Source organism: Nonomuraea sp. NPDC049758 (genome assembly GCF_040674635.1).
In the GTDB taxonomy this organism is placed as follows: domain Bacteria; phylum Actinomycetota; class Actinomycetes; order Streptosporangiales; family Streptosporangiaceae; genus Nonomuraea.
Genome location: NZ_JBFAMZ010000006.1, coordinates 384,701 through 406,301, shown reverse-complemented (window position 1 = coordinate 406,301; position 21,601 = coordinate 384,701). Strand labels below are relative to the sequence as shown.

General features: G+C 68.9%; 19 protein-coding genes. 9 read left to right on the top strand and 10 right to left on the bottom strand.

The window, feature by feature from the left end; genetic code table 11:
* Positions 1-89 precede the first annotated feature (89 nt).
* The 8 genes from rpmH (at position 90) to AB0J46_RS18815 (ending at position 5,912) form a co-directional block, all read left to right on the top strand.
* Complete coding sequence (gene rpmH, locus AB0J46_RS18850) at positions 90-227, top strand: 50S ribosomal protein L34 (protein WP_043614899.1); 138 nt, start codon at positions 90-92, stop codon at positions 225-227.
* A 62-nt stretch (positions 228-289) separates the two neighbouring features.
* Positions 290-652, top strand: a complete 363-nt coding sequence (rnpA, locus tag AB0J46_RS18845) for a ribonuclease P protein component (RefSeq protein ID WP_352362302.1) — start codon at positions 290-292, stop codon at positions 650-652.
* Between the two features lie 17 nt (positions 653-669).
* Positions 670-927: a membrane protein insertion efficiency factor YidD gene (yidD, locus tag AB0J46_RS18840; protein ID WP_352322972.1), complete on the top strand. Its 258-nt coding sequence runs from the start codon at positions 670-672 to the stop codon at positions 925-927.
* A 4-nt stretch (positions 928-931) separates the two neighbouring features.
* Positions 932-1,855, top strand: a complete 924-nt coding sequence (yidC, locus tag AB0J46_RS18835) for a membrane protein insertase YidC (RefSeq protein ID WP_364333105.1) — start codon at positions 932-934, stop codon at positions 1,853-1,855.
* A gap of 20 nt (positions 1,856-1,875) precedes the next feature.
* Positions 1,876-2,364 (top strand): R3H domain-containing nucleic acid-binding protein, encoded by a 489-nt coding sequence (locus AB0J46_RS18830; protein WP_364333102.1) that lies wholly within the window; start codon positions 1,876-1,878, stop codon positions 2,362-2,364.
* A gap of 545 nt (positions 2,365-2,909) precedes the next feature.
* Entirely contained in the window at positions 2,910-3,581 is a 672-nt protein-coding gene (gene rsmG, locus AB0J46_RS18825) for a 16S rRNA (guanine(527)-N(7))-methyltransferase RsmG (RefSeq protein ID WP_364333099.1), read from the top strand.
* 146 nt (positions 3,582-3,727) lie between these two features.
* Positions 3,728-4,687, top strand: coding sequence for a ParA family protein (locus AB0J46_RS18820; protein ID WP_364333096.1), 960 nt, complete (start codon positions 3,728-3,730; stop codon positions 4,685-4,687).
* Between the two features lie 262 nt (positions 4,688-4,949).
* On the top strand, positions 4,950-5,912 hold the full coding sequence (locus AB0J46_RS18815) for a ParB/RepB/Spo0J family partition protein (RefSeq protein ID WP_364333093.1): 963 nt from the start codon (positions 4,950-4,952) through the stop codon (positions 5,910-5,912).
* A gap of 576 nt (positions 5,913-6,488) precedes the next feature.
* On the opposite strand, the gene AB0J46_RS18810 is transcribed toward AB0J46_RS18815, so the two are convergent.
* From AB0J46_RS18810 to AB0J46_RS18800, 3 genes are all read right to left on the bottom strand, one after another.
* Complete coding sequence (locus tag AB0J46_RS18810) at positions 6,489-7,535, bottom strand: aminotransferase class V-fold PLP-dependent enzyme (protein ID WP_364333090.1); 1,047 nt, start codon at positions 7,533-7,535, stop codon at positions 6,489-6,491.
* 2,396 nt (positions 7,536-9,931) lie between these two features.
* On the bottom strand, positions 9,932-10,888 hold the full coding sequence (locus AB0J46_RS18805; RefSeq protein WP_364333087.1) for a D-alanine--D-alanine ligase: 957 nt from the start codon (positions 10,886-10,888) through the stop codon (positions 9,932-9,934).
* Positions 10,889-11,017: 129 nt separating this feature from the next.
* Complete coding sequence (locus AB0J46_RS18800; RefSeq protein ID WP_352362288.1) at positions 11,018-12,250, bottom strand: PLP-dependent aminotransferase family protein; 1,233 nt, start codon at positions 12,248-12,250, stop codon at positions 11,018-11,020.
* Between the two features lie 269 nt (positions 12,251-12,519).
* Here AB0J46_RS18800 and AB0J46_RS18795 point away from each other — a divergent pair, with 269 nt between their 5' ends.
* Positions 12,520-13,137 carry a GNAT family N-acetyltransferase gene (locus AB0J46_RS18795; RefSeq protein ID WP_364333084.1) on the top strand — a complete coding sequence of 206 codons (618 nt, stop codon included), beginning with the start codon at positions 12,520-12,522 and terminating at the stop codon, positions 13,135-13,137.
* Positions 13,138-13,214: 77 nt separating this feature from the next.
* On the opposite strand, the gene trxA is transcribed toward AB0J46_RS18795, so the two are convergent.
* From trxA to AB0J46_RS18760, 7 genes are all read right to left on the bottom strand, one after another.
* A complete protein-coding gene (trxA, locus tag AB0J46_RS18790; RefSeq protein ID WP_352322961.1) occupies positions 13,215-13,529 on the bottom strand; it encodes a thioredoxin in 315 nt (104 codons plus the stop codon).
* A gap of 10 nt (positions 13,530-13,539) precedes the next feature.
* The gene (trxB, locus tag AB0J46_RS18785; RefSeq protein ID WP_364333081.1) at positions 13,540-14,472 is read right to left on the bottom strand and encodes a thioredoxin-disulfide reductase; all 933 of its coding nucleotides are present in this window, start codon (positions 14,470-14,472) and stop codon (positions 13,540-13,542) included.
* 124 nt (positions 14,473-14,596) lie between these two features.
* On the bottom strand, positions 14,597-15,475 hold the full coding sequence (locus tag AB0J46_RS18780) for a zf-HC2 domain-containing protein (protein WP_364333078.1): 879 nt from the start codon (positions 15,473-15,475) through the stop codon (positions 14,597-14,599).
* Positions 15,465-16,100 (bottom strand): RNA polymerase sigma factor SigM, encoded by a 636-nt coding sequence (gene sigM / locus AB0J46_RS18775; RefSeq protein WP_352322958.1) that lies wholly within the window; start codon positions 16,098-16,100, stop codon positions 15,465-15,467. The genes AB0J46_RS18780 and sigM overlap by 11 nt, the downstream gene beginning before the upstream one ends.
* A gap of 16 nt (positions 16,101-16,116) precedes the next feature.
* On the bottom strand, positions 16,117-17,634 hold the full coding sequence (locus AB0J46_RS18770) for a protein kinase family protein (RefSeq protein ID WP_364333075.1): 1,518 nt from the start codon (positions 17,632-17,634) through the stop codon (positions 16,117-16,119).
* 230 nt (positions 17,635-17,864) lie between these two features.
* Positions 17,865-19,469, bottom strand: a complete 1,605-nt coding sequence (gene murJ / locus AB0J46_RS18765; protein ID WP_364333072.1) for a murein biosynthesis integral membrane protein MurJ — start codon at positions 19,467-19,469, stop codon at positions 17,865-17,867.
* Entirely contained in the window at positions 19,466-21,574 is a 2,109-nt protein-coding gene (locus tag AB0J46_RS18760; RefSeq protein ID WP_364333069.1) for a DUF6049 family protein, read from the bottom strand. Before AB0J46_RS18760 ends, murJ begins: the two co-directional genes overlap by 4 nt.
* Between the last annotated feature and the right edge of the window lie 27 nt (positions 21,575-21,601).

Below are 21,601 nucleotides of genomic sequence, written 5' to 3'. Positions count from 1 at the left end.
GCGACGGCTATTTCGCGTGCCCTCGCTCTCACGGCAGGCCAGCCATGTGTGTATAAGCGCCCCTGGGCGCACCTTCAAGGAGCCCACCCGTGAGCAAGCGTACTTTCCAGCCGAACAACCGTCGCCGCGCGAAGACCCACGGCTTCCGGCTGCGGATGCGCACCCGGGCCGGTCGCGCCATCCTCGCCGCCCGTCGCCGCAAGGGTCGCGAGAAGCTGTCGGCCTGATCGACCCGCGCCCGAAGTCCGGCCCGTCGGTGTACCTCGCCGACGGGCGTTAGGCGTATACGGTGCTGTCCCGTCAATCCCGCATGCGGCGCGGGGACGAATTCGAAGCGGCGGTCCGGCGCGGCAAGCGCGCCGGACGCCCCACTTTGGTGGTGCATCTCAACCTTTCTGGGGAAGAGACACCTCTGGTTGGTTTCGTGGTGAGCAAGGCCGTTGGTGGCGCGGTGACCCGGAACAAGGTCAAACGACGGCTCCGACACCTGATGCGCGACCGTCTCGACCGGCTGCCGCGAGGTAGCCTGCTGGTGGTACGCGCCAATCCACCGGCCGCGTCCGCGTGCGTCGAGCAACTGGCCGCCGATCTCGACGCCGCGCTGGATCGTTTGCTCAGGCGGCGCGAGTCCTCGACGGGTGGACACAGATGACGGAGCAGCCGCAAGGGATGCCGGGCCTCGCCGCCCGGGCGCTGATCATCCCCATTCGGTTCTACCGGGCCTTCATCAGCCCGATGCTCGGTCCACGCTGCCGGTTCTACCCGTCGTGCAGCGCGTATGGGCTCGAGGCGATTGCCGTACATGGGGCATTGCGCGGCACATGGCTGACTGTCCGGCGCATCGGGCGGTGCCACCCATTCCATCCCGGAGGTATAGACCCGGTGCCCCCACGCCCGGTCCGGTCCCACGAAACGCAAGGGAGCTAGCTCGGTGGAGCTGTCCTGGCTCAATTGGCTGTACACGGCCGTCGCCCAAGTCATCACCTGGATCCACCAGGTCTACAGCACTTTCCTCGACCCCAACAGCGGGTTGACCTGGGCGCTGACCATCGTCACGCTGACCGTCTGCATGCGGATCCTCATCTTCCCGCTGTTCCTCAAGCAGATGCGGTCGTCGCGGAAGATGCAGGAGCTGGCACCGAAGGTCCAGGAGCTCCGCAAGCGCTACAAGAACGACAAGCAGCGCATGAACCAGGAGGTCATGGCGCTGTACCAGGGCGCGGGCGCCAACCCCCTCGGTGGCTGCCTCCCCGTCGTGGCGCAGTTCCCGATCTTCATCTCGATGTTCACCGTGCTGCGGGCCATCGCCGCCGACCAGGCCAAGTTCGGCATGTCGCAGGAGCTGGTCGACAGCGCCAAGCACGCGCTGATCATCAACGCCCCCCTGCCCGCCACGTTCTTCGAGGCCCCTGACATCGCCCAGAAGGTCGTCATCGGCTTCTTCGTGGCGATCAGCTCGCTGACCACGTTCCTCACCGTCCGGCAGAGCGTGACCCGCTCGATGGCGCAGATGCCGGACAACCCCATGGCGCAGCAGCAGAAGATCCTGATGTACATCTCGCCGCTGTTCGCCTTCTTCAGCCTCAACTTCCCGCTGGGCCTGATCCTCTACTGGGTCACCACCAACCTGTGGACGCTGGGCCAGCAGCACTGGTTCTACAGCCGGCACCCGATGCCGCAGTTCGACGCCAAGGGCAACTCCATCCCCGTGACGCCCAAGCCCGGCCTGGTGGCAAAGATGCGCAAGACCACTCCGGAAGAGGAGGCCCCTCCCGCCCCGCCGGAGCCTAAGATCATTAGGCAGCAGCCCAGCCGCCAGTCCCGCAGCAAGCGCACCGGCAGCAAGAAGTCTTGAACACGAAGGAGAGGCCGGCCATGACCGAGGCCGAGCAGGAGAAGGCTCCTGATCTCAACGCGCTTGAGCAGGAAGGCGAGATCGCTGCCGACTACGTCGAGGGCCTTCTCGACATCGCCGACATCGACGGCGACATCGACATGGACGTCGAGGGCGACCGAGCCATGGTCTCCGTCGTGGGGCTCAAGGGCAACGAGCTGGTCGGGCCCGCTGGCGAGGTCCTGGAGGCGCTGCAGGAGCTGACCCGGCTCGCCGTCCACCGGCAGACCGGGGAGCGGTCGCGGCTCATGCTCGACGTCGCCGGCTACCGTGAGCGGCGCCGGGCCGAGCTGAGCAAGCTCGGCACCGAGGTCGCCAACGAGGTCAAGGACAAGGGTGAGCCGAAGGCGCTGCACCCGATGACGCCGTTCGAGCGGAAGATCGTCCACGACGCGGTGGCGGCCGCCGGGCTGCGCAGCGAGTCCGAGGGTGAGGAGCCGCAGCGGTACGTGGTGGTCCTTCCCGCCTGAAACGTGCATGGTGAGCCGGTTCGGCCGTCTGTCGGCGCTTGGGTGCGCTGATGGGCGGCCGTTTCCGTATCTATAGCTGTACGTACGGGATGCGGGGCCCATGGGGGCCGCTGGCGGGTTTGCGGGCTGGCCTCCGTGCTTGTGCGGATCGAGCCCTGTTCCATGTTGTTGGGGAGTTGTTCGGCGTCTTCGTGCGCTGGCGTTGGAGTTCGGCGCTGTTAGCGGGAGAGCGCGCGGTTTTGTGTGGTTGCCTTGTTGTTCGTCCCGAAAAGTGCCTCTGGGGGTTTCTTTCGGGTTACATGCGCTCTATGTCGTTTGTAGGGGATTTGGTGTCGAGGGTGGATCGGGAGGGGTACGCGGCGGCGTGCTCGACCGTCACCCACATGCCAGCCCGCTAGTCTTCCAGTGTGATCTCACATCTAGCCTTGGGTGGACACCGCCCCTAGAACGTTGAGACACCCACCGTCGAACGCCCACCGGCATCACCGCCGAGCAGGCAACCTGAGTACGAACACCACCTGAGACCGAGAAAGGGCCAGCATCCAGTGAGCGAAGAGCTTCCGGCGCCGCCGGACATAGCGCGGGACGTCTTCGCCGGGGAGGCATGGGACCGTGCGAACGCGTTCGCGGCGCTGCTGGCGGGTCCGGGCGTCGTCCGGGGATTGCTGGGGCCGCGGGAGGTGCCGCGTATCTGGGATCGCCACCTGCTCAACTGCGCCGTGGTCGCCGAGGCCGTGCCGCCGGAGGTGCGGCTGGTGGACATCGGCTCGGGGGCGGGGCTGCCGGGGCTGGTGCTGGCCATCGTCCGCCAGGACATCGAGGTCACGCTGCTGGAGCCGTTGCTTCGCCGTACGGTGTTCCTGGAGGAGTGCGTCGAGGTGCTCAAGCTGGACAACGTCGAGGTGCTGCGCGGGCGGGCCGAGGATCTGGCGGGGGAGCGGGAGTTCGACGTCGCCAGTGCCCGGGCGGTCGCGCCGCTCGACCGGCTGCTGAAATGGGCCATGCCTCTTCTGCGTGAGGGCGGCGAGCTGATAGCCATGAAGGGTGAGCGAGCCGCCGGCGAACTCGCCGAGGCGGAGTCCCAATTGCGGGCCTGCGGGGCCCGAACGGCCGAGCTTGTGACCGTCGGGCACGGTAAGGTCGAGCCGCCTGCAACATTGGTTCGGGTGGTAGCGGGTCGCGCGCCGGAGCGAGCCAGGCGGCGACGAAGGAGGTGACGGTTGTGCCAGTCGCGTCTTGCGGTCTTGGCTGGCCGGACAGCCGTCTGTCCGAGAGCCCAACCGGGGTTGGATGGCCCGAAATGGGCGTGTCGCAACAGCAAATTCCCGGCACCGGCACACCACTGGTTGAAAGGATGGCCAACGTGACCCAGACCCCCCTGAACCCCGGTGATTCGCCGTTGGTACGAGAGGCGCTCAGTTCAGTGGTTTCACGTGAAACACCTGCCACCACCCAACCGGCCGCCCCTCAGCCAGCCACCGAGCAGCCCGCCGCTACCCGGAGGGGCGGCACCAGCGGCGACGGCGACAACTCCTGGCCTCGGCCGGCGAAGTGCAGAGTGATCGCGGTCGCCAACCAGAAGGGCGGCGTCGGCAAGACCACCACCTCGGTGAACATTGCCGCGGCCCTGTCAATGCACGGCCAGCGCGTCCTCGTGGTGGACCTCGACCCGCAGGGCAACGCCTCGACGGCCCTGGCCACCGAGCATCGCGGTGACGTACCGGATGTCTACCAGGTGCTCGTCGACGATCTGCCCATGGTGGAGATCGTCAAGCAGGTCCCCGAGATGCCGAACCTCTACTGCGCGCCCGCCACGATCGACCTGGCCGGCGCGGAGATCGAGCTCGTCTCGCTGGTGGCGCGGGAGGCCCGGCTTCGGCGGGCGCTGGCGGCGTACGAGGCGGAGTTCGACTACATCATCATCGACTGCCCGCCGTCCCTCGGCCTGCTGACGGTCAACGCCCTGGTCGCGGCGGAGGAGGTCATGATCCCGATCCAGTGCGAGTACTACGCGCTGGAGGGCCTGGGGCAGCTCCTCAGGAACGTCGACCTCATCAAGGCGCACCTCAACCCGGCTCTGCGGCTCTCCACGATCGTCCTGACGATGTATGACGGGCGTACCCGGCTGGCTTCGCAGGTCGCCGACGAGGTGCGGTCGCACTTCGGGGAGACGGTCCTGAAGACGGTCATCCCGCGCAGCGTCCGGCTGTCGGAGGCGCCCAGCTATGGGCAGTCGGTCATGACGTACGACCCGGGGTCGAGCGGGGCGATGGCGTACATGGACGCGGCGCGGGAGATCGCCCACCGCGCCACCGTGGCCTGACCTCTGGTCGATCGCGGGTCTTTCAGGTACGGCTTGAGGGTGTGGGTTGCCATGCCCGTGCTCCGGTGTTCCTACGCCGGGTTGGTGCGGCGGACTCCGGTGGTGATGGTCTCGTTCGGCGCGAGTCGTGAGTTGGGCAGATTTGTACCCGTGTCGGTGTAAATCCCACGGGACTGTGTGTGGCGTGGGGGCACCCCGCTGGGCCCGCAACGGTAACCTCTCCTGGAGTGACCGGAATCGACCGGCTGGATGAGGAGACGCAGTGAGTCAGCAGCGGCGGGGATTGGGCAAGGGACTCGGGGCGCTCATCCCGACCGGACCCATCGTTGACGGCCCGGGTACGGCGCCCGCTCCCTCGAACGGCTCCACGGTCGAGGTAGGCCCGAAGCCGATCGCTGGAGCGTACTTCAAAGAGGTCGCGCTGACCGCGATCGTGCCCAACCCTCGTCAGCCGCGTGAGGTGTTCGACGACGAGCGCCTCCAGGAGCTCGCCGACTCCATCCGCGAGGTCGGCCTTCTGCAGCCGATCGTGGTGCGCTCCGTGGGGGGCGGCCAGTACGAGCTGATCATGGGGGAGCGGCGCTGGCGGGCGTGCCAGCAGGTCGGGCTTGACCCGGTCCCGGCAATCGTCCGGAACACCCAGGACACCGACCTCCTCCGGGACGCGCTCATCGAGAACCTCCAGCGCGAGCAGCTGAACGCCCTGGAAGAGGCGGCGGCCTACCAGCAGTTGCTGGATGACTTCCAGACGACCCACGAGCAGTTGGCCAGCAAGGTGGGGCGCTCTCGATCCCACATCACCAACACGCTCCGGCTGCTCAACCTTCCGCCGGAGGTTCAGCTCCGGGTGGCCGCCGGCACCATCAGCGCCGGGCACGCGCGCGCCCTGCTCGGCCTGAGCAGTGCGGATGAGCAGGTTGAGTTGGCCAAGCGCATCGTGGCGGAGCTGCTGTCCGTGAGGGCGGTGGAGGAGATCGTCGCCATGGGCAGCGCGAAGGCCGCTCAGAAGGCGCCGCGTGAGCGGCAGGCGCCCAAGCCTACGGCTCCTGGTCTGACCCATCTGGCGGACCGGCTCTCCGACCACTTCGAGACGAAGGTCAAGGTCGACTTGGGGCGGCGTAAGGGGCGGATCGTGGTGGAGTTCGCGACGATCGACGACCTTGAGCGCATCATCGGGACGATGGCGCCTGAGGCGGCACGGGCGATGCGGGAGCGCGAGGACTGACCTTGTCTGTTTCACGTGAAACCATTCGCTCTTTCACGTGAAACCCCTTCCTCCGCTCTTCGCTTCTCTCTTCTCTTCGGTTCTCCTATCTTCTCTGTTCGCCTGTGTCGGTCCTTCTTCGTCTTGCGGGCGTGTCCGCAGGGCTGCGGCGTGGGTGCGTCATGGGGGCGAGCATGATGGCTGGCTGGGCTGCGGCCTTGGGGTCTCTCCAGCTCGTTCCGGTTCGCGCGGTGCCCGGTTCGCGCGGCTCTCCGGTCGGCTCCTTGGTTCGCCTCGCTGGCTCGTATCTTCGGCTCCTTGGTTCCCCGGCTCTTGCGTAGCTCGGTCAGTGCCGTGTGGTGATTGCTCGGCAGCTTCGTTCACGTCGAAGCACGGTGGCTGGGGTCGCGCTGGGTTCTCGTTTCGCCTTGGCCTCTTCTCGGGTCGGGCCTCGGGGGTTCGGCTCTTTACGTCCCACGCCCTACACATCCGTTTCCGGATTGGCGGGTGGACGTGTTTCACGTGAAACGCCTGCGGGACTCCGGCCGGGGAGCGTGACGGGTGGCGGTGTTTCACGTGAAACGGCGCCTGAGGTGGCTATGGGGTGGCTGCCTTGTGGAGAGCGGCCAGGAAGTCGTCCACGTGTTCTTCGGTGGTGTCGAAGGCGGTCATCCAGCGGACCGTGCCTGCGGTCTCGTCCCAGTAGTGGAAGAGGTAGTTCTGCAGGAGGGATTCGGAGGTGGCGTGGGGGAGGGTGGCGAAGACGGCGTTGGACTCCACGGGGTAGGCGAGGGTGACGCCGGGGACGTCCGCGAGACCGTCCGCCAGACGGAGTGCCATCTGGTTGGCGTGAGAGGCGTTGCGGTGCCACAGGTCGTCGGTCAGGAGAGCGGAGAGCTGGGCTGAGACGAAGCGCATCTTGGAGGCCAGCTGCAGCGACTGGCGGCGGAGGTAGGGGACCGCGTCCGTCAGGGACGGGTCCAGGACGATCACCGCTTCGGCGGCCATGGCGCCGTTCTTGGTGCCGCCGAAGCTGAAGACGTCCACGCCTACGTCCGTGGTGATGGCCTGCAGGGAGCAGTCCAGGTGGGCGGCGGCGTTGGCGAGGCGGGCGCCGTCCACGTGGAGGCGTAGGCCGGAGGCGTGGGCCGTTTCGGCCAGGGCGGCGATCTCGGCGGGGGAGTAGCAGGTACCCAACTCGGTCACCTGGGAGATGGAGACGACCGTCGGTTGAGGCTCGTGGTGCTGGCCGATGAGGTGGAGGTGGGCCTTGATGTCGTCCGGGTGGAGCTTGCCCTGAGGGGTGGGGATGGTTCGGAGCTTCACGCCCAGGAGGCGTTCCGTGGCGCCCGTTTCATGGGTGGCGATGTGGGCGGTGTCGGCGCAGAGGACGGCGTCGTAGCGGCCGAGCATGAGGGCCAGGCCGACCATGTTGGCGCCGGCTCCGTTGAGTACGGCGAAGCCTTCCGCTGTGGGGCCGAACGTTTCCTTGATTTTGTGCTCGAAGGTTGAGGTCCAGGTGTCGTCGCCGTAGGCGGGGGCGTCTCCCTGGTTGGCGGCGGTCATGGCGTTGAGGATGTCGGGGTGCACGCCGGCGTGGTTGTCGCTGGCGAAGCTCTTTGAGTGGGCGGGATTGATCGGCACACCGTAAGGCTATGCAAGGCGCTTGGGCGAGGCTGTGAGGGGAGGGGCGCCGGGGTGGTTCTCGCGGATGCCTCGTGAGTCGTTGGCGGTGGTGTCTCCCGTCGGCGTCGCGCTGATGCTTCATCTGGTGACCGTTGTCAGGGGTTCTGGGGCAGTGAGTGCAGGTGCGACCGGTCGCCTGTGCGGCACGGCGGCGGATGGCGCCGGAGCGGTCGACGGTGTTCGGTAGAAAGATCCACGGCTGCTGTCCATGAGTTGGCGGACGCAACCAGTCGAGGCATCGAAGGAAGGCGGGGCCGCTCCGCCGGGGATGGGGGCGGTCTGTGGGGGGGAGGAGGAAAGAGCGGTGGTGCCGAGGCATGCGGCTCCGGCGCAGCAGAGCACAAGGGAAGCAGGCCTTCAAAAAGGCACCGTCAGTTCGGCGCGCGAGATGGTGGGCGCGATGGGAAACGTCGGCACAGGCGCCAGCAGGGGTTGGAGAAACACACGCTGAAGAGGTCTGGACGAGGGGGCGAGGAGAGCGTCCCTGAAGTGGGTGCGCGGCGAGGTGTCAGGGGGAGTCGCTCGGCGACGGACAGTTGGGGGCAGCGCTAATGATTAGCAACCACCAGGCAGGCGCGCTGAAGGACAAGCGGTGGTGTGCTGCGGGCGGCGGCCTTGAGGGCGTGCCGAAAGCACGGTCACTGACCGACGGACAGGGAGAGGCGCGTCATGAGCGGCGTGGAGGAGATTCCTGCCGCGAGACGAGCGGTGACGTGCCGTGGGGGAGACGTCTTGAGAGAAGTGCGCTGAAGGTAGTTAGTGACAGGCGTCGAGGAGAGGCGCGCTGAAGGACAGGCGATGGGCGAGGTGCTCGGACGCGGGCGGCTGGGGGCGCTGTGGCGAGCAGCGGTCAGGGAGTGCGGGGAGACCGGGAGCGACGGGGCGTGGGAGGAGCGCGTTGAGGAGGCGCGCCCAGGAAAAGCGTTGGCTACGGTGCTCCGGTGCAGAGGCGGGTGACGCGCTGCGGGAGGCATCCCTGCGCTGCGGGAGGCATCCCTGCAAGGGAGGCGAGAGGCCGACTTCGAAGTGGGCGGGTGAGGAGATCGGAGCTCGTCTCAAGCAAGAGATGGAGACAGGAGCGGAGAGGAGAGGCGAGGAAACGGGCCGGATTCGGAGGGGGAGACGGGAAGGCGGAGGGCTCACGCGGGGGAGCGAAGGAACTCCCGTGCAGAGGAATGGAGGAGCGGTCACTGCAGGGGAAGAGGGGGCTGGTCGCGTGGAGAAGGCAGCAGCAGCCGCGTGACAGGAAGAGTGGTCATCGCCTGGGGACAGGCAGCCGTCGCACCGTGGAAGAGAGCGGATGGCCGGGCAGCCAGAAGGGCTGTCGCGCGGTCGATGGCGGTAGGAGCTGCGCGGGGAGCAGCGGCAGCAGCTGCGCCGGAGGGCGAGAGCGGTCATCGTCAGGCGGCCAAGGGGAGCCGTCGTACGGTCGATGGCGGTAGGAGCCGCGTGGGGAGCAGCGGCAGCAGCCGCGCCGGAGGGCGGGAGCGGTGGTTGCCCGGCGGCCAGGAGAAGCTGTCGTGCGGCGGACAAGGCGAGGCGCCGCACGAAGGGCAGTAGCAACAGCCGTGCGGGGGCGAGAGCGGTGGTTGCCCGGCGCCCAGGCGCGCTGTTGTGCGGCGGGCAAGGTGAGGCGCCGAGCGGTGGCAGCACAGCACCATGCGGAGCACGCGAGCGGTGGTCGCCTGGCGGACGAAGAGGGCTGTCGTGCGGCGGATTGTGGGAGGCACGGCGCGGGGGACAAGAGAGCGGTAGCCCGCGTGGGAGACGCGAGCGGTGGTCGCCTGGTGGACGAGGGGAGGCCGCCGGACAAGGGGCGAGCGCAGCAGTAGCCGCGCAGCGGGACGGGAGTGGTAGCCGCCTGGAGGATGGGGGGCTGTCGTGCGGCGGGCAACGGGCGGCGCTCACAGCACGACAAGATGGCAAGCTGTGCGAGGGATGAAGGGACAGCTGTGCAGGCGACGAGAGCGGTGGTCGCCTGGCGGACGAAGAGAGCTGTCGTGCAACGGACAACGGGAAGCGCAGCACAAGGGGCGGGGGAGCAGCAGCCGCGTGGCGGGACGGGAGCGGTAGCTACCTGAGGGACATGGGGCTGTCGTGCGGCGGATGACGGGAGGCGCAGTACGAGGGACGAGGGAGCAGCAGCCGTGCGAAGACGGGAGCGGTCATCGCCTGACTGACCAAGGGGGCTGTCGGGCCGCGGCCGATGGGGGCCCCGCGGCACGACAAGAAGGCAGCAGCCGCGTGGCGGAGGAGAACAGCAGCCGCGCGGCGAAGAAGAACAGCAGCCGCGCGGCGGAGGACGCTGGTCGCCGCCAGGTGGTCGCCGCTAGGGGAGCGGGGCCCGGAAAGGGTCAGGGGCGGGGGCGGTGGGCGGCGTTTTGGAGGAGGGTGCGGCAGAGGTCGCCGAGGTCGCGTCCCGCGGCCTCCGCCGCCATCGGCAGCAGTGACGTCTCCGTCATCCCCGGCGCCACGTTCACCTCAAGGAAGTGCGGGTCGTCGGCCGCGTCCACGATCAGGTCGGTACGGGAGATGTCCCGCAGCCCCAACGCCGTGTGCGCCGTCACGGCCATCCGGGCGCAGGCTTCGGCGGCGGCCGCGGAGAGGCGGGCGGGGGCGAAGAACTCGGTGTGCCCGGCGGTGTATCGGGCGGCGTAGTCGTAGACGCCGGCGTCGGGGACGATCTCCACGGCCGGCAGCGCCACCGGCCCCTCACCGAGGTCGACGACCGAGACCGACACCTCGACGCCCTCGACGTACCGCTCGATGAGGGCGGTGTCGCCGTAGGCGAAGCAGCCGACCATGGCGGCGGGCAGGTCTTCGGCCGTACGGACGATGGACGCGCCGAGCGCAGAGCCGCCGCGGGCGGGCTTGACGAACAGGGGCAGGCCGAGCCGGTCGATGATGCGGCCGAGCACGACGGTGGCGCCGAGGTCGTGGAAGGTCTCCCTGGGGAGGGTGACGGACTCGGGGGTGCGCAGGCCGACCGAGCGGACGACGGCCTTGGCGGTGGGCTTGTCGAAGGCCACGCGGCAGGCGTCGGGGCCGGCGCCGACGTAGGGCACGTCGAGGAGTTCGAGCACGGAACGGATCGCGCCGTCCTCGCCCGCGCCGCCGTGGAGGGTGACGAACACCGCCTCGGGCGGGTCGGCGAGGATGGCGGGCACGAGGGAGGCGTCGGTGTCGCGGGCCTCCACGTCGATGCCCGTGGCGCGCAGCACCTCGCTCACCCGGCGGCCGGAGCGCAGGGACACCTCCCGCTCATAGGAGAGGCCTCCGGCCAGCACGAGCACGTGGCCCAGATCGCTCATCACATCTCCTCCGCTGATCGTACGCGTCCAACCGTACCGGCGGCTGGCGGCGAATGGTGTAGGTGAGGCCCGCACACGAGTACGGCCGGCGTCCCCGTCCCCGGGGAGCGCCGGCCGTACCGAGGAAAGCTAGGCCAGTTCGGGCCCCGGCGTGTCAACGCCGGCCCGCTCGGGACCGGAGCCGGTGCCGAACATGTCCCGGAGCTGCATCTCCTGCTCGATCACCCCGGACAGGCGCCGGACGCCTTCGCGGATGCGGTCGGGCTCGGGGAAGCAGTAGGACAGTCGCATGTGCCGGGCGCCGCTGCCGTCGGAGAAGAACCCGGTGCCGGGCACGAACGCCACCCGCTCGGCCACGGCCCGCGGCAGGATCGCCTTGGAGTCGAGCCCTTCGGGCAGGGTCGCCCAGACGAAGAAGCCGCCGGCCGGCCGGGTCCAGGTGACCTCGGGCGGCATCAGGGCCTCCAGGGAGTCCAGCATGGAGTCGCGCCGCTCGCGGTAGAGCTCCTTGAAGGACTTGATCTGCTCCCGCCACGGCTGCGTGGCCAGGAATTGGCCCACGGCGAGCTGCGTGAACACCGAGTGCGACAGCACGGCCGACTCCATGGCCAGGATCAGCTTGTCGCGGATGGCGTGCGGCGCGAGCGCCCAGCCGACGCGGAAGCCGGGGGCGAGCGTCTTGGAGAACGACCCCAGGTAGACCACGCCGTCGGGGTTGTCGGCGCGCAGGGCGCGCATGGGCTCGCCGTCGAAGCCGAGCAGCCCGTACGGGTTGTCCTCGATGATGAGGATGCCGGCACGCTGGCAGATGTCGAGCACCTGCTGCCGCCTGGCCAGGTTGAGCGTGACGCCGGCCGGGTTCTGGAAGGTCGGGATCGTGTAGAGGAACTTGACGGGAGCTCCGGCGGTCTCCAGCGCGTAGATGGTCTGCGCCAGCGATTCGGGCACGATGCCCTGATCGTCCATGGCGATGTGGACCACTTTGGCCTGGTAGGCGGAGAACGTCCCCAGGGCCCCGACGTACGAGGGGCCTTCGGCGAGCACGACGTCGCCCGGGTCGATGAAGATCCGGGTGATCAGGTCGAGCGCCTGCTGTGAACCGACGGTGACGACGACGTCGTTCGCCCCGGCCTCGATCCCCTCCAGCCGCATGACCTCGCAGATCTGCTCGCGCAGGTGCGGGTCACCCTGGCCGGAACCGTACTGCAGCGCGACCGTGCCGCGCGTGGTGACCAGGTCGGAGACCAGCTCGCCGACCATGTCGAGGGGGAGCGCCGTGACGTACGGCATGCCGCCGGCGAGCGAGACCACCTCGGGTCTCGACGCGACGGCGAAGAGAGCTCGAATCTCGGAGGCGACCATCCCGGTAGCTCGCGCGGCATACCGGTCGACGTAGGCGTCGATGCGCGACCCTTGGGTCGCGGGTGTCTGACCGTGATCCAGCTCTTCCGTCACGGCCCACCTCCTAGGTGTCATATCGGACCGAAATACCAGATTACGCCAGTCGGACATGTCCTTCGTGACCGGGCTCGACCGTCGTGGTATCCGCTGGCTGCATCTTCACTGAGCTACCATGCCACCAACGGACGCGGTTTTCGCGCGCTTTTCTGGGTCGACGATAGGGGCCGTAGTTGTCGCGCCGGCTGGTCAACATAACCCTGGACAATCTCGAAGATCTGCCACGCCGCTGCCGGCGGTGCGTGTTCTGGGAGCTCGATCCCGTCAGCGGCGAGCGTGCCATCCATTCCGGCGACTCCGGGCTGGAGAAGGAGGCCTGGATCTCCGGCACGCTGCTCGAATGGGGGAGCTGCGGGAAAATCGCCTACGTCGACGGGGTTCCGGCCGGGTTCGTCCTCTACAGCCCGCCGCTCTACAGCCCGCGTTCGCTGGCCTTCCCCACCTCGCCGGTGAGCGCCGACGCGGTGCTGCTGATGACGGCCCACATCATCCCCGAGTTCTCGGGCGGCGGGCTGGGCCGGATGCTGATCCAGGGCGTGGCGAAGGATCTGACCCGGCGCGGGGTGAAAGCCATCGAGGCATTCGGCGACCTGAAGTGGGAAGAGCCTAGTTGTGTAGTTCCTGCTGAATACTTGCTTTCTGTGGGTTTTAAGACGGTTCGACCGCATTTGCGGTTTCCGCGCCTCCGTTTGGAGCTGAAGAGCGCCATCTCGTGGCGTGAGGACGTCGAGGTGGCCCTCGAACGCCTTCTGGGGTCCATGAGCCCGGAGCGCGCCCTTCGTCCCGTCTGACGGCTCTTGGGGGCCGAAGAAGGGCATACGAAAGCCCCCCGCGGGCACCGCCGCAGGGGGCTCTCACATGAGGGCGACTAGATGATGCCGTCGAGCTCGCGCAGCAGCATGGCCTTCGGCTTGGCGCCGATGATCTGCTTCACGACCTCGCCCCCCTTGTAGACGTTCATCGTGGGGATCTGGAGCACGCCGTACTGGCGGGGAACCTCGGGGTTCTCGTCGATGTTCAGCTTGACGATCTCAAGCTTGTCGCCGTGCTCGTTCGCGATCTCCTGCAGGATGGGCGCGACCTGACGGCACGGGCCGCACCACTCGGCCCAGAAGTCGACCAGCACAGGCTTGTCGCTCTTGAGGACCTCGGTCTCGAACGTGGCGTCGGTAACTGCCTTCACGGTGCGCTCCTTACTTCTCGTTGTTGGCCAGCCAGCGCTCGGAGTCGAGCGAGGCGGCACAGCCGGTGCCGGCCGCGGTGATGGCCTGGCGGTAGGTGTGGTCGACGACGTCGCCGGCCGCGAACACGCCGTCGATGTTGGTGGCGGTCGACGGCGAGGCGACCTTGATGTACCCGTCGTCGTCGAGCTCGATCTGGCCCTTGACCAGGTCGGTGCGCGGGTCGTGCCCGATGGCCAGGAACAGCGCGTCGGTGGCCAGCTCGCACTCCTCGCCGGTCTTGACGTTGCGCAGCTTGACCGCCTCGACCTTGGTGTCACCGAGCACGTCGACGACCTCGGAGTCCCAGACGAACCGGATCTTCTCGTTGGCGAACGCGCGCTCCTGCATGATCTTGCTGGCGCGCAGCTCACCACGGCGGTGGACGACCGTCACCATGCGCCCGAACCGGGTCAGGAACGTCGCCTCCTCCATGGCGGTGTCGCCGCCGCCCACGACCACGATGTCCTTGTTGCGGAAGAAGAAGCCGTCGCAGGTGGCGCACCAGGACACGCCGTGGCCGGACAGGCGCTTCTCGTTCTCCAGGCCGAGCTCGCGATAGCCCGAGCCCATGGTCAGGATCACCGACTTGGCGTAGTAGGTGTCGGTGTGGGTCTTGACGACCTTGGGGTTGGCCTCCAGGTCGACCTCGACCACGTCGTCGGCCACCAGCTCGGCGCCGAAGCGCTCGGCCTGCTTGCGCAGGTTGTCCATCAGGTCGGGGCCCATGATGCCGTCGGGGAAACCGGGGAAGTTCTCCACGTCGGTGGTGTTCATGAGCGCACCGCCCGCCGTCACGGAGCCCTCGAAGACCAGCGGCTTGAGTTCGGCGCGCGCGGAGTAGACGGCCGCGGTGTAGCCCGCAGGGCCCGACCCAATGATGATCACGTTACGAACGTCGCTCAACGCTCCCACGCCTTCCTCGTCTGCTGTTTGCTTCGGGCTCAACAGATCCTAGGCCGCGCTGATTCCCGGCCCTGCCCGCAAAACGAAAGAGCCCGCCGAAGCGGGCTCTGACGTGGGCTTTCGATTACCAGCGGCCCAATGTGGGCTTGCGCAGGTTCTTGCAGTTGAACGGGTCGACGATGTCGATGCGCAGCTTCTTGGCGGCCTGGTCCTTCCAGGAGGCCACGATCAGCGCCTCCTGGCCGTTGTACTGGCCCTGGTCGACCGCGAACGTCTTCAGCTTCGAACGGGCGGCCACCTTGCCGACGCATCGGTCGACCCTGGCGGTGTCCGTGGGGCCTTCGAGGGCCGGAGCGGCGCCGAAGTACCCGAGCAGCGGCTGGCGCAGCTCCCGGTCGCTGTAGTTGTAGTTGCTGTCGGTCAGCGCGTAGGCCCTCGCCCGCTGGTGGGACGGCTTCGACGGCGACATCGGCTGCGCCACCGTGGGCCCGGACGAACCGCCCGGTCCGTCCCCGCCGGCCAGCAACCCGCCCGAGACCGCCAGCGTGCCGACCACCACCACCGCGGCCGCCGCCGACGCCGCCACGGCAGGCATGGCCCACCTGCGCCGCCGTACCGACCTGGTCCGGGCCGGGACGATCGTGCCGTCGTCGGAGACCACCCCGAGACGTACCGGCTCGGGCGTCTCCGCCGCCGGCTGCTCCCACGGGGAGTCCCGCATGAGCCTGTCCCAGTCCGGTGCCTCCACGAGGTCGACGCCCCCGCGGCGGGACTCCGCCTCGGCGGCCAGCGCCTTGTCGATGCGCAGTGCGACGCCCATCGGCATGGCCGGTGTTGGGGTCGCCGCGAGCACCTCGCGAACCGCCGCCAGGTCTGCCAGCAGCTCCCCACAGGGGTCGCAGACCGCGAGATGCTCGCGGACCCGGCGTGCCGTCGCGGCGTCCAAGAGATCCTCTGCCAGCTCGGCCAGGACCTCAAGATCGTAGTGCGTATCACCCGTCACGAAGTTCTGCTCCCTTCGCGGATGAGACGCGATTGAGGTCCGAACGGTTCCGCAGATGCGAAAGAATTGGGGCAAGTTTCGCGCGACCCCGCGCGCATCTGCTCTTCACGGTGCCGCTGGGCACCTGAAGCACCTGAGCTGCGTCTTCGACGGAATACCCCATCATGTCCACGAGCACGAGAGCCGCCCGCTGATCGGCGGGCAGCAGTTTCAGAGCGGCCGAAACCTCCATCGAGACCTCGCGCTCGACGGTCTGGTCGGGGAGCGGGCTGTCCCGCTCGGCGGCCTCGATCAGTTCGTCGTCGGCCACCGGACGGACGGACTTGCGCCGCATCCGGTCGAGGCAGGCGTTGACGACGATGCGGTGGAGCCAGGTGGTGACGGCCGCCTCACCTCGGAACGAGGCGGCCTTGCGATATGCGGAGACGAACGCGTCCTGGACGGCGTCCGCCGCCTCGTCAGGGTCACCGAGAGTACGCAGCGCCACCGCCCACATGCGGTCACGGTGCCTTTTGACGATCTCGCTGAACGCGTGTGGATCCCCGTTGATGTGCGCGGTGAGCAGCTCGGCGTCTGTGATCGCCGGCCGCTCCGCTGGTGAGGGTGTCTCGGGTGGGGAGTTCACAAGAGAGATTCCTGATTTATGCCGATCCGGGAGAATGCACCACTACTTCATAGATGGTGCCACGAAACTGGCCCGCATCTGCCGGAACGCGCGTAAACCAGATCAAAACGTACCGACCGCTTGCCGGGTCGTCGGGCGTCAGGGTGGTCTTGCCCGAGGCGCTCTTCTGGGTCGCCACGGTCTTGAGCGAGCCGAGCTCGGGGGAGTCGCCGACCTTCAGCTCGACGCTCGCGCCGCCGGCCTTGCCCAGCGTAGCCACCACGTCGCTGATCTGCATGGACTTGCCCATGTCGAGCAGCAGGCCGACGCCCTTCTTGAGGTTTCCCAGCTCGGCGTTGCCGTAGCTCTGGGTCGTCCAGGCCGTGCTGGGCTTGCCGTCGATGGCCAGCTCGGCGATGTCGGACTTCTCGTCGCCGTCGTCGCCGAGCGGGTCGAAGCCCTTGGCCTTGTCGGGCTTGACGGCCTGGGCCGAGGCCGAGGCGGAGGACTTGCCGGTGGTCGGGCTGACCGACGCCTCGGGGGTGGCGGGGCTGCCGAGGCTGCGGCCGATCGTCCAGGCGCCGACGCCCACGGCGGCGATGACCAGCAGCACCACCAGCGTCATCAGGACCCGGTTGAGCACGTTGCCGCCGCCCTGGCTGGGCGGCCGGCGCGGCACGGGCGGCGGTGGCGGCATGGTGCGCTGCTGCCGGTGGGCGATGTCGAGGCCCTCGGTGTGGGAGGCGGAGGCGACCGCCGGCGTCGAGGGGTAGGAGATGGCGATCGGCATGGGCCGGGCCACGTCGGCCAGCGCCTCGGCGACCTCGGACGGGCTCGACAGCGCGCCCTGCCCCTTGCGCGACTCGGGAAGGCAGGCGCGGACCGTGACGGTGTCCAGGTAGTTCGGGACGCCGGCGGTGACCTGCCGCGGCGAGCAGAAGTGCCCGTCGATCATGGGAGCGGCGGGCAGGCCGCCCTCCTCCTCGTCGCCGGGCCAGTGGCCGGTCAGGCCGGCGTACAGCAGCCTGCCCAGCCCCTCGGCGTCGTCGAGGGCGGGCTGGTCGGTGGTGAGCCCGGACAGCGCGGCGTCGACGGCCACGCCGAGCACCTTGACCGTGTTGCCCGTCGTCCAGACCAGGTGGGACGGGCGCAGGCACAGGTGGTAGAGCTTGGCCTCGTGGGCGTGCGCCAGCGCCTCGGCGGCCTCGGCCACCAGGCCGGCCGCGCGGTCGGGCTCCAGCGGGCCGGCGGCGAGCAGGTCGGTCAGCGTCTCGCCGGTGACCCACTCGCTGACCACGTAGGAGTGCTTGTCGTCCTCGCCGGCGTCGAACACCTGCGTCAGGCGCGGGTCGGTGAGCCGGCTCGCGGCGCGGGCGGCGGTGACGACCTCGTGCACACGCGGGAAGTCGGGACCGAACGTGTGCACCGCCACCGGGCGCGCGAGGATCTCGTCGATCGCCTTCCACAGGGTCGCGCCGTCGGACTCGGTGACGCGGTCCTCCAGTCGGAAGCGCTCGGCCAGTCGGGTGCCGGGTTCCACGGCCGACGTGCTCACAGGCTCTCTCCGCTAGGCCGATCGGGCGTGCTCATGACTCGACTCACCTGCGTGGTGGTGTCCCACGTAGGCACGCTATGCCGGGTGGATCCGCCCACGCCCCTCCTGCTTCCATTCGCGCGTGTCGGGCACCATGGTAGTGCCGAGTCGATTCCGCCCGCGTTCTTTGCCAACGGGAAACTCGTCAGCCGTCGTGGTCAAGTCCGTCCATATGCCGGATTTCCCAATTACTACCGACCTACGCGTCTGGCGACCATACCAACGAGTGAGTTGACCTCCGCTATGCGCATCCTGTGGGCGACGGCGAGATAGAGCAACAGTCCCAGCCCACCACCCACGGCCAGGACAATCAGCGAGTTGACGAAACCCAGACCACCGAACAGCTGAGTGACCACCCAGACCGTGAGCAGCCCCAGCACGGCCGTGGGCAGCGACGCCAGGTACATCCTGGTCAGCGCCGTGCCGATGGTCCAGCCGCCCAGGCCTTGGACGCGGCGGCTGGCCAGCGTCCAGGCCAGGACCGCGCCCAGCCCGTACGCGACGGCGTACGCCAGCGCCAGGCCCATCACCGCGTAGCGGGCGGGCAGCAGCACGAAGAAGATCACCATGAGCAGCGCGTTGACCGCGGTCGTGCCGGCCCCCACGAACACCGGCGTACGGGTGTCGCCGAAGCTGTAGAACACCCGCAGCAGGAGCTGGAACACCGCGAACGGCACCAGCGCCAGGCCGTAGACCTGCAACACGTTCCCGATGTAGACGGCGTCGGCGACGCTGTTGGCGCCATGGCCGTAGATCGGCACGGTGACCGCCGGGCCGAGCACCATCAGCAGCAGCGAGACCGGCACCATGAGCGAGCAGATGAGCCGCACGCTCGACCCGAACTCGCTGCGCACGTCGTCGAGCCGCCCTTCGCCCACCGCCCGGCTCATCCGGGGCAGCATCGCCGTGATCACCGACACGCCGATGATCCCGTACGGGAGCTGGAAGAGCTGGAACGCCAGCGTGTACGGGCTGATGCCGTGGCCGGCCACCTCGTTGCCCGCCGAGCTGGCCAGGTTGGTCGTCAGCATGAACCCGAGCTGGGTGACCACCACGTAGCCGATGGTCCAGACCCCGGCCCTGCCCATCTCGCCCAGCCGGGCGTTGCGCACGTCGAAGCGCGGCATGAACGAGAACCCCACCCGCTTGAGCGCGACGATCAGCACCACCGCCTGGGCGACGATGCCCGCCGTGGTGCCGAGACCGAGCAGCGCGAGGTCGCCGGTGGTGACCGCCTCGATGTCGGACCCGCTGCCGACCACGGCGTAGGCCACGAACACGCAGATGACGACCAGGTTGTTGAGCACCGGGGCCCACATGGGGGCGCCGTAGCGGTCGCGGGTGTTCAGGATGGCGCCGGCGACCGCGCCGATGCCGAAGAAGGCGAGCTGCGGCAGGATGAACCGGGCCAGCATGACCCCGGTCTCGAACTTGATGCTGCCGCGGTCCCAGTCGGTGTAGAGGTCGATGAGCAGCGGCGCGCCGAGCACGGCCACCACGGCCACCACGACCAGCACGGCGGTGGCCAGCGTCAGCAGGCGCTGCTCGTAGGCCCGGCCGCCGTCGGGGTCGTGCTGCTGCGCCCGGACGATCATCGGCACCACGACGCTGCTCAGGACGCCGAGCAGCAGCAGGTCGAGGATGCTGTACGGGATCGCGTAGGCCGCGTTGTAGGAGTCGCCCAGCGCCGCGGTGCCGATGGCGTAGGCCAGCACCATCGTGCGGGCGAACCCGGTGACCCTGGACACCATCGTGCCCGCCGCCATGATGGCGCTGGCCCGCAGCATGCGGCTCATACGGTCTCACTCTCCCGGGATTTGCCCGCTCGCGCGAGCCGTCGCTCGGACCGGCGGCGCAGGATCCGCGTCACGACGGCGGCGAGCATCACCGTCAGCGCGGCGCCCACGATGACCAGGGCGATGCCGGTGTAGCCGGTGGTGCGGATGGTCAGTCGCTCCGGCTTGCCGTAGGGCAGGCCGTCGATCGTGCGCAGCTGCACGGTGACGGTGGCGTCGCCGCTGGTGGTGGCGTTCATCTTCACCTGCAGCGTGCCGCTCTGGTTGCCGCCGATCACCAGCGGCTCCGGCGGCACGGGCTGGATCTGCAGCCGCCCGCGGTCGTTGGACTTGACGTCGATGTGCAGGGTGACGGACTTGTCCAGCGAGTTCTTCACGCTGATGGGCACCACGCCGTTGCTGCCGGCGAGCGTGCGCGGCGCGTCGGTGATCTGGATCTTGTCGATGCGCTCGTCCACGGCCGTGCCGACGAGCTTGGTCACCGCGCGGCCCGCGCGGGTGTTGTTGCGCCAGGCCGACGAGGTGAGCCTGAGCACCGCGGCGTCGAAGGCCGAGGGCGCCTTGGTCCCGGCGACCGAGGCGGTGACGGAGGCGGTGAGCTGCGCCTGCGTGGCGACCTCCTTGACGGGGGCCAGGTACTTGGCGCTCAGCTCCTCCTTGCGGTCCTGCTCGGTGTAGGTGAGCCCGGCCCGCGGCGTGGCCGTCTTGCTCGGCTTGATCGAGTCGAGTTTGGTCAGCGAGAGCCACGGCAGCTTGTCCGCGGTCTTCAGCAGGCTGGTGACCAGCGTCGGGTTGGGGTCCCAGCGGCGCGACGGCGCGACCACCAGCGAGCGCGGCTCGACCTGTCCGGCCTCGGCGGCGATCATCGCGGTCTCGGCGACGAAGCGTTGCGAGCTGAGCAGGACCGTCGTGGGCGCGGTCGGCTCGAACAGCCGGCTCAGCTCGGCGTCGGCGACCAGCGCCTTGATCGGCCCGGCGACGCTGTCGAGGGTGGCGACGGCGTCGGGCGTGTGGGCGACGGGCGGCTGCGGCGGCAGGTTGGTGGAGTTGAGCAGGACGGTGGTGACCTTGCCGGGGCTGACCGAGAGCAGGTCGAGCGCGTCGGCGTCGAGCACGCCCGCGGGCGGCCAGTTGATCGAGGTCTGCGCGTTGCGGTTGAGCAGCGCCCGGGCCGTCTGGCCGCCGAGCTCGATCGCCCGGCCGGGCTGCGCGTCGAGCCCCTGATGGGCCAGGGCCGTCACGTCGGGGTCGCCGTAGGGGGTGGCGACGACGGGGGAGGAGGCCAGCGCCGTGCTCATGGTGGACAGCCAGGTGCCGGCGGTGTCGTTGGCCGGTTTGCCTTCTGTGCCGTTCTTGGTCTTGACGTGGTAGCCCTTGGTCAGCGCCTTCAGGTCGTCGAGCAGCGACGGCTCGACGAACCAGGTGACGCTCTTCGGCGCCGTCTGCGCGATGCGGGCCAGGTCGGCCAGGCGGCCCTTGCCGCTGAGCGACTGGCTCAGCTTGTCGTCGACGAACAACGTCTCGTCGGAGCCCCGGTGGGGCTGGTCGATGACGGGCAGGGCGACGGCCAGCTTGTTGCGCGGCAGCTTCGGCGTGGTGGGCGGGGCATAGGTGAGGAACGTGCGCTGCGCCGTGATCGGCACTTCGTTCTGGGAGACGTCGACGGCGATCCGGTAGACGCCGAACGCGCGGTAGCCCAGCTGGATCGGGGTCGCCGTGAACGTCCAGGTGGCCTGCCCGCCGACGGCCAGGGCCGGGATGTCCATGGCCGAGGTGCGGGAGACGTTTCCGGGCAGCGTGGCGTTGTTCTGGTCGCTCTGGTACGCCGCCATGGAGGCGCGGTCGTAGAAACGCTCGCTGGTGTAGCGCAGGCGTACGCGGAGGGGGCCGAGCGCGGTTCCGGTGTCGTTGCGGACCGTGCCGGTGAACTTGATCTCGTCGGTCGGGCTGGTGGTGAACTGGGGCGTGATCGACGTGATGGAGACCGAGAGCGTCTCCCGCGCCGCCTCCACCGTGGCAGCAGAGTTCGGCGCCGCCGCCACCATGGGGGCGAGCGACGCGACGGACATCACGGCGAGCAGCGCGATCTTACGGATCACACGCATGCCAGAGCTGGGGTACGACGGCGCACG

What these genes read in the sequence shown, in the direction of transcription:
- yidD (WP_352322972.1), top strand. Translation starts at nt 670, where the DNA reads ATGCCGGGCCTCGCCGCCCGGGCGCTGATCATCCCCATTCGGTTCTAC.
- AB0J46_RS18800 (WP_352362288.1), bottom strand. Translation starts at nt 12,250, where the DNA reads ATGGTCGCCTCCGAGATTCGAGCTCTCTTCGCCGTCGCGTCGAGACCC.
- murJ (WP_364333072.1), bottom strand. Translation starts at nt 19,469, where the DNA reads ATGAGCCGCATGCTGCGGGCCAGCGCCATCATGGCGGCGGGCACGATG.
- AB0J46_RS18830 (WP_364333102.1), top strand. Translation starts at nt 1,876, where the DNA reads ATGACCGAGGCCGAGCAGGAGAAGGCTCCTGATCTCAACGCGCTTGAG.
- AB0J46_RS18805 (WP_364333087.1), bottom strand. Translation starts at nt 10,888, where the DNA reads ATGAGCGATCTGGGCCACGTGCTCGTGCTGGCCGGAGGCCTCTCCTAT.
- AB0J46_RS18760 (WP_364333069.1), bottom strand. Translation starts at nt 21,574, where the DNA reads ATGCGTGTGATCCGTAAGATCGCGCTGCTCGCCGTGATGTCCGTCGCG.